General features: G+C 43.3%; 9 protein-coding genes. 2 read left to right on the forward strand and 7 right to left on the reverse strand.

Annotated features, from left to right (window positions below; translation table 11 throughout):
* The first annotated feature begins 255 nt into the window (after nt 1–255).
* Nucleotides 256–1377 carry a DKNYY domain-containing protein gene (locus tag AABK39_RS20625; protein WP_338394834.1) on the forward strand — a complete coding sequence of 374 codons (1122 nt, stop codon included), beginning with the start codon at nt 256–258 and terminating at the stop codon, nt 1375–1377.
* Nucleotides 1378–1540: 163 nt separating this feature from the next.
* On the opposite strand, the gene AABK39_RS20630 is transcribed toward AABK39_RS20625, so the two are convergent.
* The 6 genes from AABK39_RS20630 to AABK39_RS20655 form a co-directional block, all read right to left on the reverse strand.
* The gene (locus AABK39_RS20630) at nt 1541–3163 is read right to left on the reverse strand and encodes a RagB/SusD family nutrient uptake outer membrane protein (protein ID WP_338394835.1); all 1623 of its coding nucleotides are present in this window, start codon (nt 3161–3163) and stop codon (nt 1541–1543) included.
* A 15-nt stretch (nt 3164–3178) separates the two neighbouring features.
* On the reverse strand, nt 3179–6451 hold the full coding sequence (locus tag AABK39_RS20635) for a TonB-dependent receptor (RefSeq protein WP_338394836.1): 3273 nt from the start codon (nt 6449–6451) through the stop codon (nt 3179–3181).
* 271 nt (nt 6452–6722) lie between these two features.
* Entirely contained in the window at nt 6723–8099 is a 1377-nt protein-coding gene (locus tag AABK39_RS20640) for a peptide-N-glycosidase F-related protein (RefSeq protein WP_338394837.1), read from the reverse strand.
* Between the two features lie 70 nt (nt 8100–8169).
* Entirely contained in the window at nt 8170–9348 is a 1179-nt protein-coding gene (locus tag AABK39_RS20645) for a FecR family protein (RefSeq protein ID WP_338394838.1), read from the reverse strand.
* 80 nt (nt 9349–9428) lie between these two features.
* Complete coding sequence (locus tag AABK39_RS20650) at nt 9429–10001, reverse strand: RNA polymerase sigma factor (protein ID WP_338394839.1); 573 nt, start codon at nt 9999–10001, stop codon at nt 9429–9431.
* Nucleotides 10002–10580: 579 nt separating this feature from the next.
* On the reverse strand, nt 10581–12770 hold the full coding sequence (locus AABK39_RS20655) for an alpha-galactosidase (RefSeq protein ID WP_338394840.1): 2190 nt from the start codon (nt 12768–12770) through the stop codon (nt 10581–10583).
* Between the two features lie 471 nt (nt 12771–13241).
* Here AABK39_RS20655 and AABK39_RS20660 point away from each other — a divergent pair, with 471 nt between their 5' ends.
* Nucleotides 13242–14672, forward strand: coding sequence for a sulfatase family protein (locus AABK39_RS20660; RefSeq protein WP_338394841.1), 1431 nt, complete (start codon nt 13242–13244; stop codon nt 14670–14672).
* A 437-nt stretch (nt 14673–15109) separates the two neighbouring features.
* Here AABK39_RS20660 and AABK39_RS20665 read toward each other — a convergent pair whose 3' ends face one another.
* Nucleotides 15110–17332, reverse strand: coding sequence for a hypothetical protein (locus AABK39_RS20665; RefSeq protein ID WP_338394842.1), 2223 nt, complete (start codon nt 17330–17332; stop codon nt 15110–15112).
* Nucleotides 17333–17477 lie beyond the last annotated feature (145 nt).

Raw genomic sequence — 17477 nt, forward strand, 5'->3', positions numbered from 1 at the left:
ATAAGGCATTGAACCCAGAATTCAGGGGTATTATCGGATGTTATCCAGTAAATTTTGACAGATATAAAGACTTTCAGAAGATATTTCTGAGGAGCTTTTCCTTGGTCGCAGAAACATTTCCTTTTTCTTCTTCAGGACTAATATTTCCCCTGAAAACAGTGTACATATATCAATATATTTTTCCCAGATTGTGAGAGTAAACACGATGTTGTCGCGTTTGAAAGTTGAATTCGGGAATACCTAAGACCAACAAATATGGAAGAGTACCTTTTTGAATACCCAAAACTTAGCGTTTTTGTAGGCTTGATAGTCATTAACGGGTTGGGCAAAAAGCTGACGGGAAGAAGAAACGGCCCTGTTTACAGTCTATTTCTATTGATTATGGGCACTGTATTCGGGTCTTGTTCAACGTTGGGCGAACGGGTTAAGAAGAGTAACAATAATTTTTATTACAGCGTTGACGGCAAGGAAATCCGTTACTCCCCTTCGGGAAACTGGTTTGAGTTGGGCAACTCTCCGATGCCTGAGGGACTAGATATTGAAACCTTTGAGGTGCTGGACAATTATTATTGGGCCAAAGACAAAAATAGGTTCTATTACAGAGATGTTGTCTTGGACTATCTGGAAATCGACAGGGAAAGTTTTGTGGTTATCGATATTTCGCAAGCGAAAGACAAGAATAAATACTACGCCATGAACCGTGGAGATTGGTCATATGGCCCGAACCCTATAAAAGTGGTGGTTGGCGCCGACCCTGAAACGTTCGAGGATGAGCCAGACAGAAGCTTGTGGTCCAAAGACGCATATAATTATTTTTATGAATATCAAAAGGCGAATCTTGATGCCGGCACTTTCAGTGAGCTTACCGAACAGTTTGTCAGGGATAAAGACCATGTGTACCTTCTCCCCCACTCGACGGTGGAAAAAGACGAAAGTATAAGCTTTGAAAAGCTAGATATAGACCCGGAAAAGGTGCGTGTTTTTGGTAACGGTTTTATCCGTGACAACGAAAACCTTTATTACTACTGTTATAACTTCCAAAACGAATCTAAAAACCGTCTGATTACCATCCCGTTCGAAAAATTAAGCGACGTTAAATTCTTAGACAAGGACTATCTCATAATCAAAGACAAGGTATATTATGACGCTCACCTGATAGAGGAAGCCGACGCTGAGACTTTCCGTTCGCTAGAACGTTGGTACAAGGTTGACAAAAACGCTCTGTACATAGGCTTCAAACGCTTTCCGAATGTTGATTTTGAGACGCTTAAATACGTGGAAAAGACAGAATATATTCAGTATTATCAGGATAAGAATTTCATTTATCACTCAAATGGGGAAACTGAACCGGTAGAGGGCGAAGTAGTCGAGAAGTGATACTTTCACCAAAAGAAATATAGGGTATTAGAAGTGCGTTTAGGAATAATTCTTCTGTTAGGGTTTCTGGATGCGAAAACGTTTATTGGTATTATACTGGTCTAAAGAGGTGCCCGTGAAAAAGTTTCACGGGCACTTTTTGTGTGGTCGAATAATTAATTACCTATTCCCACTCAGGGTTTTGCTCTAAATTTGGAGCTAGGTCACGCTCCTGTTCCGGGATTGGGAAGATGTAATGTTTGCTTTCGTCGAAAGCCCTGGTCTCCAAAACCGGCGCACCAGATAATTTTACCGATTTTTTGGTGATTTTGAGTCCTTTAGGTTGGTACCCGTCATTTAAATGCATTAATCTCCACCTTCTGAAATTGAAATACATCCAACCTTCAAAAGGTAATTCCCGCATATACTCGTCCTGAATTTGTTCCATGGTTAGGCTTCCCGCCATATATTTAGGCAAGAGGTCTGAGGCTCTATATCTTACCACATTAATGGTGGCATCCAAGATGTCTTGGGGAACATTAGCCGCTCCGCCACGTTGTTCAGCTTCGGCCTCTGCCCGCATTAGTAGTACGTCGGCATAGCGTAATATGATCCAGTTGAGAGGAGAGTCATTGCTGGAAGCGGTTTCGTTTTTTCCCTCAATGACGTACTTCCGCATGTTCATGCCCGTAGCCGCCAATGTATATTTCTGCATCTGGTAAGGGTATAGTACATCATTGTTCTCTCGATCGGTAAAATAGGCGCCGGGCCTTAGGAAATTAGCGTCGAGTCGAGGATCCTTCCCTTCAAAATAGTCGTAAACCTCTTTGGAAATCCTATTGTCTTCTATAATGTATTCGGGTTCAGGGTCTATTACTTCATATTTGTCAAGTAACCACCTCGTAGGCTGTATCCACGAGAAACCATTCGCTTGAGAACTGGCGTTGGAAAAGGCTTTCTGGAATTTAGCGCCCGGTTCAGCATCGTTTTGCGAAACGTATTGGATATCGAAGATCACTTCAGAGTTATTCTCGTTTTCCAATTTAAATATATCGGCGTAATTGTCTTGTAAAGTATACCCTAAGCCCATTACGGCCGTGGTTTGCTCAATTGCTGTTTGCCAGTCTTTTTCTAACATCGCTACCTTGGCGCGCATAGTACGGGCGGCGCCTTCCGTAGCCCGGCCTATTTCGGTAGGAACTGCGGGAAGGTTTGCGATGGCATAATCAAAATCAGCTATTACAAAAGCCATAACTTCCTCTCGGCTACTTCTTACGGCGAGTTGATCCTCGATCTTCGGAACGCTTTCGAACAATGGAACTCCACCGTACAAATCGACCAGGTGGAAATAAAACATTCCGCGCAGGTATCTGGCTTCTGCCGTGTAGCGTTGCTTTCGACTTTGATCGTTTTCGCTTATTGCCTCGATATCGTCGATGTGCGTAAGGAAATCGTTGGCCCGTACAATGCCTCTGTATGAGTTTGTCCAAAGGGCATTCACCGCTCCGTTTCTTCCGTCATGGTCGCCGCGGGCTATTTCTCGGAATTTGGCTGAATTAGCGGGCCTGTTATAACCGATGGGAGTTATCATATCAAAATAGGCCATAGCGGACCACCCCATACTGGTATTGCTAACCTGCAAGACATCGTAAACAGATGTAAGGCCGGCTTCAGCGTCATTTAGGTCTTTCCAAAAGGAGGCTTCCGAGAGCTTATTATAGGGTTGTTTATCAAGGAACGAGTCACTACAAGCGGAAAACATAACCGCTAAGTACAGAACGAGGGTTGGTTTTATAATTTTTCCCATATCAAATAGCGATTGTTAGAATTGAACATTCAAGCCGATAATAAAAGTGCTTACGTTAGGAACAGAGGTGGAACTTCGTGTCTCAGGGTCCAAGCCGAGTTCGGAAAAATAGTCGGAGACAGTGAAGAGGTTATCCGCGCTTAGGTATAAGCGAGTATTGTTGATCCCTAGGCGTTGAGTGACAGTTTTCGGTAGTTTGTAGCCCAGCTGAACGTTTTTGACTCTTAAATAGGACATATCCCGAATCCAAAAAGTGGAACTATATTCGTTCATTCCATTAGACTCATCAAATAAGCGGGGCCACTGCCCTTCAGGGTTCTCTGTTTTGTCATAAGCATCTAACCACATACTATGAAGAGCTCCCCTTCCGATATTGACAAACGGCTTGTTACCACCTCCCAACCAAGTTCCTTCCACATCGGAGACCCCTTGGATCAGCATCGAAAAATCAAAATTCTTATACCGTAAAGATAAATTTGCTCCGTAATTATAAGTCGGAGCACTTTTACCGGCTATGATCCTGTCATCTCCGTCTATTATACCGTTACCCGCGTCGGGAATACCGTCACCGTCAGTGTCTTCCGTGATTTGGTCTTTGTATTCTATATCACCCAAATCGGTAAACGGGCGATGAGTAGCGGCATTGTCTAGTTGCTCTTGGCTACGGAATATCCCCACCGATTCGTAGATGTAATACGAGCTTGAGTTCTCCCCAACTTGAAGCGCTCCTTTCTGAACGTGTTCGGAGAGTTTGGTGACTTCATTTTTAATCCAAGTCAGGTTACCGCCTAAGCTATATTCCAAGTCGCCCACTTTTCCTGAATAGGACAGAGAGAATTCCAAACCTTCATTAACAAGCTCCGCCAAATTGATTACCGGATCTCCTTTAGCCCCCAAAAAATTAGGCAGAGGAAGACTTCGTAATATGCCTGTCGTATTTTTGTGGAAATATTCGGCTGACAAGTCCAAAGTTTTGAATAGCCGTGTTTCCATCGCCACGGAACTTATCTCTGTGGTTTCCCACTGGATGTCAGGGTCCATAAACTGGGTTGAGGCGTAGCCCGGGTAGATTTGCTCTCCGAAAGTGTAATTTTTATTAATACTATAGGTATCTTGATAAGGGTAACTACCGATTCTGTCATTGCCTAAACGCCCCCATGACGCCCGGAGCTTTAGGTTGTCCAAAGCCTTCCATCCACTTAAGAAATTTTCCTCACTGATACGCCAACCTGCGGATACCGACGGGAATGTCGCGTCACGGTTATGCTCGGCAAAACGAGATGATTTATCTAAACGAAGGTTACCTTCAACCAGATACCGGCCTTTGTAATCGTAATTAAGCCGTCCGAAGAAGGACTCCATAGAGTTGTCGGTGATACCCCCATTTACGCTTGGGTCCACTGATCCCGCGTCCAAGACATAAATCTCATTGCTTGGAAACCCTTTCAGGCTCCCGCCAATATCATCAAACCGGTATTGTTCCGCTTGATGGCCCAGCATGGCTTTAATGTTATGCCCCTCAATACTCCTTTTATAAGTTGCGGTCTCGAAATTAACCAAACGGTAGCTTTGCGAATGTTGAGTGCTGGCCTCTCGCAAGTCGTTCTTAGGGTGACTCAGCACGTCTTCCCTATAGTTTTTCTCGAAATAACGTTTCGAAAAAGAGCGATATAGAGAGTTATTGTAATTTAAGGCCACTTTCGCCTCCAATGTAAGTCCCTTGATAGGTTTGAGCCGGACAAATACATCCGAAACGATTCTTTGTCTTCTGCTGTTTCTGAATTCGTTTTCCGCTTCCGCCAATATGTTCCTTACCCCTCCCAAACTTGAGTGCTGGCCACCAGCCCAATATCCGTCGGGGCCTTTGACGCTGCTAACACCAGGGGCTGAATTTTCAAGACGAAGCCCTCCTCCATAAATGTTGGGAGTCAGGTCTTTCCAAACCAATGATAGGTTACCGCCCACGCTTAAGATTTGATTCAAATCCGTCTCAACATTTGTCCTGATCGAATACCTGTCTTGTTCGTTTCCTTCCAAAAGCCCCTGCTGATTCAAATATGATAGTGACATACGGTAACGTGTTGATGCCGATCCGCCACTGAAAGAGAAATTATGGTTTTGGATAAAGGCCGATCCGCCGACCTGCTCATCATACCAATCCGTATTTGGGTGGGTAAGCGGGTTGTCGCTATCGCGCCATTCTTGAATGTCTTCGACCGGGAACATTTCCTGATTATAAAACGTATTCGCCTTTTCCATCCATACAGCGAAGTCACTAACATAATCCGGGGCGGTGAAGCTCTTTTGCCAACCTGCGTACGCATTGTATTTCATCTTCATTCTTCCGGTTTTACCCCTCTTGGTAGTGACCAGAATAACACCCGCGGCGGCCTTTGCCCCATAAATCGCCGCCGAAGAAGCGTCTTTAAGAATAGCAATAGAAGCGATGTCATTTGGGTCGATATCACTCATCGAGGTTTCCAAACCATCCACAATAATCAGAGGGGTGTTTATACCGCTTAAGGTTGTGTTTCCCCTAACCCGTATAGATATCGATTCATCACCAACACTGCCCCCTTTGGCGGTACTGACGTTTAGGCCCGGAGCCAATCCAGATAATGCGCTGGCGACATTCGGAACCGCCCTGGAGTCAACCTTTTCCAAATTGACACTGGCTACGGACCCTGTGAGATTCACTTTCTTTTGTTCTCCATATCCGACTACCACCACGGTTTCCAATTCGGCGAGATCCTCTTCCAATATAATGTCTATACGCTGGCGGTTACCGATGATTGTCTCTTGGGTTTTATGCCCTACAAACGAAATGACTAAGATGTCATCCGTGTTAGTCTTTAACGTAAAATTACCGTTGACATCGGTTACGGTACCTTGTGTCGTGCCTTTTATCATTATATTGACTCCGGGGATTCCGTCTCCTTGCGCATTTTTCACAGTGCCTGATAACGTTGTCTTTTCCTGCTGAAGGGCCGGAGAAACAAGTTTAGGTTTTATGCGCTGTCTTTTTATGATAATACTCCCCTTGTGCAATTCGTATATCAGTTCCGAATCTTTCAAAGCTTTCTGTAACGCTTCCGAGAGCGCAAAAGAACCTTGGATAGATACTGATGTTGTTGATTTTACATCTCCATCACTAAAGAAGATTTTCATGTTTGATTGCTTGGCGATTTCATTCAGGACAACCTTTAGCGTTTCATTTTTGAAATGAAGCGTTACCGTATTGTCCGAGTCGGCATGTAGCGGTGTCAATGACAGTGACAAAAACAACATTGACAATAGTATTCGTAGCTTTCGTATGTCTACGAAAGCTTTTTTGTAAAAATCATTCATATCTTTATTGTGAATTTTAAAAATTGTTGTGAATCAACAGAATTCATGAGGGCGGTTGTGGGACCGCCCTTTCTAATGTTTATGTTTTTTGCATAGCCCTCCTTTCCATTAAGGTGTATCTTTTTTTCTCTACGTTTTCTCCGCAAATTCCCAAGGTGAAAATCATCATTGACACAAAAGCCTATCTTTAAGCGGGATAGTGCGTTTTGGGCTATTCTGTCTCACCTTGGATATAAGCGGAGACTGATATGGACCCTTGATTATCCACAAACTGAGCGCTAGGAATTTCTATTTTAAGGACGTGATTACCGGCCGAAACTGTTCCCAAGTCGAATTCCCTTATCGGGATGATATCGCCCGGGCACCAGTTGCTGAAAGAAGCCCATTCTTCGTCTGTTCTCGGGCTTGGTCCATAAATACCGTTACCTTGTGTATTTACGACCCTGAAGGGTTCGCATGACACGCCGCCCGGAATAAATGAAGCCACAGAACTACCATCAAAGGACAAAAAGTGTTCTCGTCTATTATATTCTTCTCCCCCTTGATTCGCTCCGTGACTTGAAGTGATAAAGTATAGTTTCGCGTTTTGTATATCTTTTTCCGTATTAATAGAAAAAGTTTTGACCGCTTCTCCCAATACATCCGTATTGGAATCTTTATAACTTTTTATCCCAAACTTTTTGGCTAATAAATGAAAAGTCTGCGCAGTGTGCTCATACTCGCTTTTTGGGGATACGAAGTCTATAGAAGCGATAAAAGTCTCTTTACGGCCCTCGCAACCGGGCACCTGTTTTTGTCCCGTTGAGGTGAGCCCGTTTAAGTCCATGCTGATGTAGAAATCATATTTCTCTTTTAAGCTGGTGTCTTTTAATAGTTTCAGCACATTGTCAATCTCGAATGAGTAATCAACGTGGTCTGGACTTATGTTACGGTTCATAAATGGCGTTATGAACCGCGCTATTTCGATCTCTATCTTGTTCTCGTTATCGACATAGTCCTCGCCTGTAGGCACGAATACCAGTTGAATATGACCCTTCCTATCATAGTTGTCGCAGGCCGCCCAGACGGTAACATTGAGTCTCAACTTTCCGTGGAGTTGGGCTATCATGTCGTTTGTTATTTTTCTGGCGTGCGTCGTATTCGAAATCTTCAAGATATTTTCCGGCACAGGCAGTACGTCTGTGGCTTTTCTTGTATAGTGAGTTATCCGGTCAAAAAGGTTAACGATAGTAGCTTTTGGGGCTACGTTTACTTGTATAGTATTGCTAGTGTACAACTCATCATTATGTTTATATTGAGCGACAACACTGTATTCACCGGGTTCTTCAGGCGAAAAGACATTACCCTCTATCAAAGTGTTTCCAATGTATATTTTACTTATGGAAGTAATATCCTCATCCAAATTATTCAAGACTGTAAAAACAAACTCTTCGCCCACGGGAAGTGTATTTTCATTTGATGAAATGAATATGGCTTCGATCGGGTTTACGTCCGAATCGCCGTCATTGTCCCTACAGCCCGTAACAAAAATGAGCAGAGCGGACAATTGCATCAGATACAGAAAAATTGATCGTAAAGGATTTCTCATAGTGTGTGTTGAAGTTAATGAGATGTATAAAAACTGGGAGCTTTAGTAACAGAAGGGCGCTCCATTTGTATCAGTCTAGACTATTAGATCCAACTATCACTTTTCCACCAACTTTTTTATAATGCACTCCACAGAGTTTTGACAAAATGACCAAAGCCTCATCAAGGTTTTCTTTATCAAAAGTTCCGTTAAAGGTATTATTCCCTATTTCACCCGTCCGATCAATTATGTCCACTCCATACCAACGACTTATACGGGGCAGAATTTCGTTAAGAGGCATAGACTTAAAGACTAAACGCCCCTCCTTCCATGCGGTGAATGTATCTGTGTTCACGTCCTTTACCTTAAATCTCTTGCTAACGGTATTATAAATAAAGGCTTGACCGGGCTTTAGCTTGGAAGCTTTCGTCAAATCGAAACCGAAAGAATTTCGGGGCGCTATAGCTACGCTACCCTCAACTAAAACCGCCCTATGTTTTTTCTCATTGGAGTAAGAGCTGAAATTAAAAGCGGTGCCAAGTACCCGGACCCTGATCCGTTGAGCATTCAAGTAAAACGGTTTATGTATTCTTTTTGAGATTTCACAATAGATTTCCCCGTTGATCAGCTCAATATTTCTTTCGTTGCCTTTAAACACGACCGGGTAACGAACCTCGGTTCCCGAATTAAGATATATCAGGCTACCGTCGGAAAGCTGAAGGGAAAAGCGTTTGCCTTTAGGAACCCTTATTGTGTTGAATTCCTCTTTTAAACTTTGAAATCCTTGCGCCTTATAGCTTACTTTCTTTTTGTCCGTAATCCGAACAAAGCCATTCCTCACATCATTTTTTATATTTTCTTCCCCAAGTAGGATAACACTACCGTCCGAAAGAGTGAGGCTAATTTTATCAGGTGTAGGGTTGTTATGGGAAGGTCCCCCTTTATCACTATGATTAGCGAAAAATAAAAGGCTGGATATAGCCAGTAACACCAGCGAAGCCGCAACACTTGAAATCCATAGTTTCTTGGTTCGGTTAGATTGTTTAATCTTTATTTCGACCATCAGCTTCCGTAACGCTCTATCCGTAGATGGCGGAGGAGGGCACATCTGAGATTCCAAAATCTCTTTTTTGACCATATCAGCCATAATTTCGCCGTTCTGGTCGTTCGCATTGACCCAAGAGCATAAATGATCCCATTCCGAATCACTTAGGCTTTTATCAAAATGGCCTTTAATTAACCGTTTTATATTTTCTTCACTATAATCCATTCTATCCCGTTTGCAGAAGGACGGGTAACGAGGCTTTTACCCTTGCTCATTAAGACGATAAATTGAAAAAGAATAACCCGCTAATACAGGAGTACTAAAAAAATGACACTTAGATGAAACGGCGCCATTTCTTTTTTCAGCTTTTTCAACGCCGACGTCAAATTTCCCTCAACTGTTTTTATCGAAACTCCCATTTTTTCGGCCACTTCCTTTCTCTTCATCCCCTGAATTCTGACCATCATAAAGGTCTGTCTCTGCTTGGTCGGAAGTTTTTCAAGAGCTAATCGAAGGTGTTCGTTCAAATCGTTAAAAGCGACTATATCATCCGTTCCCGAATATGACAAAGTAGGCACTTTTCTAGCTATCTGGTTCTGGTGTTTGACTTTAACCTTGTCATGTCGTTTCAAATCCATGAAAGCGTTAAAGACGGTTTTAATGAGGTAGGGCCTTAGCGAGCGGCAGGCCGGCATAGATTTCCTGTTTTCCCATAATTTTATAAAAGTGTCCTGAACCAAATCCTCCGCTATCATCTCGTTTTCCGCTAAACGGTAAGCGTACAGGTACAGATCCCTATGATAACGACGAAAGATTACTTCCAAAGCAGAAAGGTCGCCATCGCTTAATCGATTGATATATAAATCGTCATTATACATATTTTTTTACGTTGTTAATAGGTACTTGACCTCCGTATTGAGGTCCTTTGCGCTATCATGAAACCAGAATTTGTCTCATGAAAAAAATCGATGTATTGTATGCTATGAGCATCCACATATACGCCTTCATTCGCTCTTTTTTATACTCGAAAGGTATGGACAAGCAAAAGCGATATTTTGTAGGGTTTTTTAATAGACCCTAGCGGTAACATCATAAAGGCGGTATTCCAAAAATATAATAACACAAGTGCCCGACGACACGTAATGTCCGTAATTTGTTGTACTTATGTTGGTCTAGAGCAATTATTCCCCTTCTTTCAACAATTGTGCATTCTGATAGGCGACCCCCACTCGGCAATCTACTCTATCAAAATACACTTTGGTCGCCAATAGGGCTTGAAATGAAAAAAATGCCAGTGGATTAAAAAGTATGTCAGCATTTCAGCGCTATCTACAGTATGTTTAGGTTGCTATCGAATCGTGGATACGCCCAATGTCTCCCAATTCATTTTCCTGCCAATAACAGCCCTTTCATTCTCCCCAAATACAAGGAGAACGAAAGGGCAATTAATTATATAGCTACCTGTCGGTTTTTACTTCCTTCAAATGAAACATTGCGCTGGCCATTGACCTGCGTAAGTTTACCCAAATTCCTCTCCCCATTAAGAAGCGTCCTGAAAACAGGGAGCTGTCGATGTTGGTCAAGCGCCTGTTTTTTCCCCTGTTTATTTCTTGGATTCGGTAAACCTTATTGGGATCGAGCCCTTTAAAGCGTAGCATATTTCTTTCGAAACGCCTATGATAATCATGTCCATAAGTCATAGCGACAGCCTCGGATTTATCCGGACGGACATATGCGATCGAAGCATAGCCGTCATTGTCATAAGGAGATTGCAAACGATAAAGATCTCCGAATTGAATAATGGGACGAATACGTTTATATAAACTAATCGCAGATTGCGCATACGCAAGTTCCGAGAGATTCAAGTCTTCTGGAACTAGCTCTATACCTAGACGACCACTCATGGCAATATCAAACCGGAATTTTAAGCTTGCCGTTTTACCCGTGTGCTTATCCGGAGTTTCGGTGACGTGCGATGATGTCGCAATAGGAGGGTATATATGATTAGTCCCCCATTGGATAAAAAGTCTTTCAAAAGGATCCGTATTATCGCTTGCCCAGAATTCGTCAGTGTATTGTAAGGCGCCATATTCCACCCTTCCTCCTCCTGAGGCACAGGTTTGGAAGATTGTTTCAGGATACTTTTCGGAGAGGTGTCGCAATACGTTTTCAAACCCTTTTGCGTACTCTATCCATAAATGGCTTTGTCTATCTTTGGACAAATAGGTGGAGCCAAAGTTTTGCAAATGACGGTTAGCGTCCCATTTTATGTATTTTATTTTTGGATGTTCAGTTAAGAGTCTGTCGACCACGTTAAATGCGAAATCCTGCACTTTAGGGTTTGATAGATCTAACAGGGATTGGTTTCTAAGGAGTAATGGTTTTCGGCCGTTCATTCTTTGAAGAATCCATTCCGGGTGTTTTTTCGCCAGATTACTTTTAGGATTTACCATTTCAGGCTCTACCCAAATGCCGAAACCCATTCCTTTCTTTTCAGCGTAATCGATTAAATGGTCTAAGCCTTCGGGCAATTTCTTTTTGTTGACTTCCCAGTCGCCTAAACCCGCGATTGCTGAATTACGAGGATATTTATTGCCAAACCAACCATCATCAAGCACAAATATTTCGACACCCATCCTTGAGGCGCCGTCAATCATTTCTTTGAGTTTCTTCGAGTCAAAATTAAAACGGACACCTCTCCAACTGTTAAGCACGATCGGGCGTAGCTGGTCCCCATGTCTTATTCCGTGTTTTCTGGCCCAACGGTGCAGGTTTATCGATGCTTTGTTCTTTCCGTTAGCGCTATAAGTAAGAATCATTTTAGGGCTTTTAAAACTAAGCCCTGGATCAAGATTATAGTATGAGGTAAACGGATTGATACCCGCGTTGATGTGACAGCGCTCTTTGTCGTCGACTTGAAATGAAAGCTTATAATTGCCGGACCAGGCCAAAGCGCCCGCATAAACTTCCCCGTAATCTTCGGATGATTCTCCATTCAAAGCCAACATAAATGATGGGTTTTCATTTTCCGTAGCGCGTGTGCCTAATTTGGTTTCTATGTTTTTAATTCCGTTGGTTAACTTTTCTTCCGTAAGGTTCATTTCCTGCTCTCGGCTTCCGTTGAAGTGCAGCAAACGGTATTCGACAGCTTTTAACCGGAATGAGCTGGAGGCAAATTGTTGAAGCTGTACCGCTCCTTTTTCTTTGTTTCTAATTACAGCCCATTGCTCTATCACATTTTCGTTGTCATGAGCCTTGAAATTCAGATCGACATATAGGTTTTTCTTTTCGTCTTTTAGTCGAATTACAGTTGTCTGGATTCCATTGTCACTATTTTGGGTATGGGACAAATAGTATAAGTCCGTCGCCAAAGTCCCGTCATCGTGGCGTACTATCAATGCGGTTTCGTAAGATTCGCCATTTCCGAAACTCGGGTAAATCTCTCCAAAGTACCCGTCGTTGTGTTCTGTTCCCCGCAAGTTTGGCAGGCGCTTTCCAAAGTGGACTTGTTCAACTTTCTTCCCTTTCGTCACCTGGTATAACATCGATATGTCACCCGTATGGATGTGTATATTTTGACCAAATAAGGCAGGGCTGAAAAGCAGTAAAATAAGGGAATAAAAATAAGGGGTGGTTTTTTCTAGCATTACAGATTTCGATTAATGATAAATTCACAAAAGCTCTCCAAGGGAGTTGGATCATTGAATTCTCTTGGTAGGCTGTAATGTTAGCCGATAAGCGCGCTGGTGTTTCTGAAAAAAAACTCAACCTAGACCACTTTTGTGGCTGAGTACAATAGTGTTCACTCTTGAAAACATCATTAATATCGATGAAAAAACTAGGCGCATTATTTCATTAAATGATGAATAACATAAGGTTTTAAACCTTGAATTCTGTTTGACAAACAACCTTTTGTTTCGGTTCTCATAATGAATGGACAATATTGAAATTACCGTATATGCAGTAATTTATGGTATTGGCCACTTTTTTATCTCAAATGTCTTTTTGAACCGTCCCGTGCTGTTTAGTCCTGTTTTTTAAGTTTGGTGTAAATGACGGTAAATGGTCTTTTTAAGAGTTTGACGTCGGTTTTAATTTTTAAACTAATTATCAACGAAATGAAAAGAAGAGACTTTCTTAGAAAGAGCGCAATGGCTTCCGCAGGGGCTAGTTGCATACCGATGTTGGCCCGCGGGGCCGCAAGAAAAAAACCGAATGTCTTAATTATACATACCGATCAACAAAGTGTCTGGACATTAGGCGCATATGGAGGAGATGTTGTCAAGACACCCCATATAGATTCGTTGGCCGAGGAAGGTGCCCGTCTAGATAATTTTTTCACTAATTCGGCGGTTTGTACGGCCTCACGCGGATGTTTTATCAGCGGGATGTATCCGCACACTAATGGCGCGTATAAAAATAATATTCAGATCAGGCAAGATATTGAGGGTTTTGGGCACGTGTTTAGAAAAGGTGGCTATGATACGGGGTATATTGGCAAATGGCATCTCGACGGTGACCCAAAGCCCGGTTTTACGCCAAAGGAACGGGCACTGGGTTTTGAAGACAGCCGTTTCATGATGAACAGGGGCCATTGGAAAAAACTTCAGGATCAGCCTGACGGTACCGTTAAGACCTTTCCATATAATATAATAGGTGACAAGAAAACTTATACAACCGACTTCTTGACGGATAAGGCTCTGAACTTTATGAAAAAAGACAGAGGAGACAAACCGTTTATGCTGATGCTCTCTTTTCCCGACCCTCATTCTCCATTGTCCGTCCGTAAGCCATATGATACGATGTTTAATCCAGAAGACATGGAGCTGCCTACTACATTTGACATCCCAAGACCTGATTGGATGTCACGAGATCTACCCTATGGTAAAGACAGAAAAGACCGGAAAACGGTACTGAAACGTCATAAAGCGCAGTATTATGGGATGGTGAAGTGCATTGACGACAATGTGGGACGTTTGATTAAAAAGTTAAAAGCCATGGGGCAGTATGACAATACGATTATTGTCTTCACTTCCGACCATGGTGAGTACCTGGGTGAACACGGCGGGCTTTACGGTAAGAATATGTTTTACGAGAATGCCTACAGAGTACCTTTTATTGTAAGATGGCCAAGAAAAATCAAGGCAGGTACGGCAATTAAGGAGCATGTCACGACAGTAGATTTTAAGTCAACGATTGCCGGTTTGGTTGGTTTTTCCACAAATGGCGAAGAGCAGGGAATTGACACGTCCAATTTTTTGAAAGGTAAGAAAGTAAAAGGTCATGAGGACACGGCTTATTTCCATCACTGTGACGGGGAATTCGCAGGCATTTATGATAAGGACTATTCTGTTGGGTTTTTCTCTGTAGGTAAGCATGTACTTTTTGATAGAAGAAAGGACCCTGATCAAATCAATAATTTAGCGGAAAAGCCCGAGTATTCCGAGACACTGCGACAGTTCCACGTAAAGGTGTTGAAACACAGTAAAAGTGTTGGGGAGAAAGATGCCAAGTGGCTTGAGAAACTTAAGGTTGGTGTGGCCGGTTAAATGTAGTCAGTGGTCTTTTTAATAGGTTCGGAAAGCGTTTAGTCTTTATGAGAAGGGCCGTTTGGTTTTAAAACCCAGGCAGCCCTCTTTTATGGAAAAAGTCTACACGTTTACAAAGTCGAGTAATTATTCGCATGTGGGTTGGTCTCTCATCGATTTAGAGCTTGTTTGGATTAGTATTCCTCGAATCTTGATGCCGACACTTTCGGAGAACTTACCGAACAGTTTGTGAAGGAAAAAGATTATGTGTACCTCCTCCCCCACTCGACAGTGGAAAAAGACGAAAGTATAAGCTTTGAAAAGCTGGATATAGATCTGGAAAAGGTGCGATTACGTTGTGCTTAGGAAAAATTATTCTATTTGGGTTTCAGGGGTCGAATACGTTTATCAGACCTTTACCTAATACGTAATGCCTTATACTTAAGACTTGTGTGGATTTATTGTGTGAGGCCTCTGATTTTGCCTTTTTCCCTTGTAAGGGCCAGCAATAACTCTTCCTCGTCATATTTGTCTATTAAGTCCCGTACCATATGGCAGGAATCAAACAGGTATTGGGTGTCTTGTTGGAAACGGGGAAAGGACATTTTCGAAAAAGCCTCTATCATCGGGCCTTTGGTCTTCATCTTGAGCATTCCTTCCACCATCCCCATTTCCAACGCCTTGGTGCTCGTACCTTCTATTATACCACTTAGGAAGTTTCGGCTTAGGGATTGCCCGGTCGTTCCCGCTATCAAATTATCCAGCACCTTCTTTAGAATGGAATGCAAGTAGCTCATTTGTTTTGTGGCCTGCCTGTGAAACTGAACCGGATATTTGTGCGGGTCCTGTAAAAACTTGCCTACTTCGGCGTATTCGTCGGTGGTGACTTTTTCGTTGCCGGTCTCCAAATAATTCAAAAAGATAAACTGTCCGTATACGCTGATAGTCTGGTCAATGGCGTGCAGTGGCATATCCTCGGGGACGAATTCAAATTCTTCAAACCCGACATGCTTGGGCTTTATATTGAAAAGTACGTTGCCGTTATGGATCGTTCTCCACAGGCGGTCATAATTGCCCATTAGCAAATCGTAAAGGAAAAGTTCACCCAGCGATGCCTGGTAATCTGGAGTAGAAACTACGGCTTTGAATAAAGCTGGGCCTTCTACCGTTCCGTAAGAGTCCGTGAAGTCTTTTCTGGAACGGCCCGACATCTTTTCCATTATAAGGCACGTAAAATCGAATTTGGCCTTTTGTGTACGTTGTAAATCTGAGTAAAACTCTGAACGGGTAAGGGCATTGGGGCATTCCACGGTTTTGGCAAACAGTTCGCCTAGCACGGGCGAGTTTCTAGGCAAGGCCAAACAGGGCGGAGCCGTTACACGGCGCCCTATTACATTGATGAAGTTTGAAGCCAGCGCTTCCTTTTCGGGAAACCATGTGAAGGCGAAATTTATATCTGATTCTGTTCTGACAAATTTGATAATTCTAGGCTTGCCGTCTTTCGTTTCAAACTCGTAAACTCTGCCGTATGCTCCTTGAGCCCTAAATTTCTTTAATGTTGCGAAGTTGACGTCTTCCACTTTAAAGTCGAGAGTTGGCTCTAATAAAGACATGGTCGCCTGCTGGCTTCTGGGCGAAGCGCCCATTCCTCTTGAAACGGGAAGAAGCCGTCGGTGTTCGTTGGGCAAATCGGGACTTGTCGGTGACGAACTGGATTCAGAATCCGAGCCGGTATCCGAGGAACCACTGACAGGACTATCACCATCAAGAGCGTTGGTGGAACCCCATTTCGTAAAATAAGGCAAGCCTGATTCGGCGTAAAGTTTTTTCAGTCTCTCTTCGACTTCGCTAGGTGTGTCAGGATACATCTGCTGTAAAAGTACACGGGCAAGAGCCAGAAAAGGAGGAATGAAGGTGAACACGTTTTGTCCTTTTGTTCCTGAAGCTTCGGCGAGTTGCTTTCTGGCCGTGATACCGGCGGGAAATCGGATTATGGGGTTGTCTTCGTCGCCCGCTAGCTCCGGAAACGTTAGTCCACTAAGGCCTTCGGGTATTACTTCAAAGGCGGGATCAATATAACGTCTCGCCGATACGCTGATGAAATCAGAGACTAACTTCGCCCCGCTTGGATATGCGGTGAGTTGGGCGAAATTACCAAGTAGCTCGCTGTGATCGGCTTGTGAAGAGGCTGAAGTTGTCAGCGGAAAAGTAGATGTGGAGCAGGTGGCACTCAAGACTGTGTCCAAAGCCATGGGGTCAATATCCATGATCTCGGGCTTTATGCCGTAGCGATATATTGGAGTCAGCGGTATGCCGTAGCGCCTTAGCTTTCGAGTGACGCTGGTCCTCTCCTTCTGTACTTCGTCCAAAATCCGTAAGTGGCTGGTTAGCTCGGTGTACTCCTCTTTGTTGTATCCGGCTACGGGCAACTGGCGTTCGTGTATCCATTTGAACACCAGTTGTTCCAGTTCATGCAAAAAACGAATACGTTGATAGAGATTTTCCATCAAAGCCTGCCTGTTTTTTGGGGCTATGGTGTCCCCTTCCAACCAATAGATCTCATACGTTTCCAAAAGCGCCAAGATACGGTTTTCATGATACGTAAGGCGTTTCGGTTTGCCGGAAGGGCGCTCCTTTTTTTTCGAAAGCACCATAGTTCTGTAACCCTCCGCCGTCAACATGGCTTGTACGGGAAGTCCGGGGCCGGGCGGGGATAGGCTTATTCCCCGTGAAGAGTGGGTCCGTGTATCTCGGCTACTTCTGTTTGGACGGAAAAACACATTGAACGCTTATATGGGGGAACAAGGATAGGGCTCTTGCTAGCCA

Source organism: Fulvitalea axinellae (assembly GCF_036492835.1).
GTDB classification, from domain to species: Bacteria; Bacteroidota; Bacteroidia; order Cytophagales; family Cyclobacteriaceae; genus Fulvitalea; species Fulvitalea axinellae.

What these genes read in the sequence shown, in the direction of transcription:
- AABK39_RS20625 (WP_338394834.1), top strand. Translation starts at nt 256, where the DNA reads ATGGAAGAGTACCTTTTTGAATACCCAAAACTTAGCGTTTTTGTAGGC.
- AABK39_RS20630 (WP_338394835.1), bottom strand. Translation starts at nt 3,163, where the DNA reads ATGGGAAAAATTATAAAACCAACCCTCGTTCTGTACTTAGCGGTTATG.
- AABK39_RS20635 (WP_338394836.1), bottom strand. Translation starts at nt 6,451, where the DNA reads ATGTTGTTTTTGTCACTGTCATTGACACCGCTACATGCCGACTCGGAC.
- AABK39_RS20640 (WP_338394837.1), bottom strand. Translation starts at nt 8,099, where the DNA reads ATGAGAAATCCTTTACGATCAATTTTTCTGTATCTGATGCAATTGTCC.
- AABK39_RS20645 (WP_338394838.1), bottom strand. Translation starts at nt 9,348, where the DNA reads ATGGATTATAGTGAAGAAAATATAAAACGGTTAATTAAAGGCCATTTT.
- AABK39_RS20650 (WP_338394839.1), bottom strand. Translation starts at nt 10,001, where the DNA reads ATGTATAATGACGATTTATATATCAATCGATTAAGCGATGGCGACCTT.
- AABK39_RS20655 (WP_338394840.1), bottom strand. Translation starts at nt 12,770, where the DNA reads ATGCTAGAAAAAACCACCCCTTATTTTTATTCCCTTATTTTACTGCTT.
- AABK39_RS20660 (WP_338394841.1), top strand. Translation starts at nt 13,242, where the DNA reads ATGAAAAGAAGAGACTTTCTTAGAAAGAGCGCAATGGCTTCCGCAGGG.
- AABK39_RS20665 (WP_338394842.1), bottom strand. Translation starts at nt 17,332, where the DNA reads ATGTTGACGGCGGAGGGTTACAGAACTATGGTGCTTTCGAAAAAAAAG.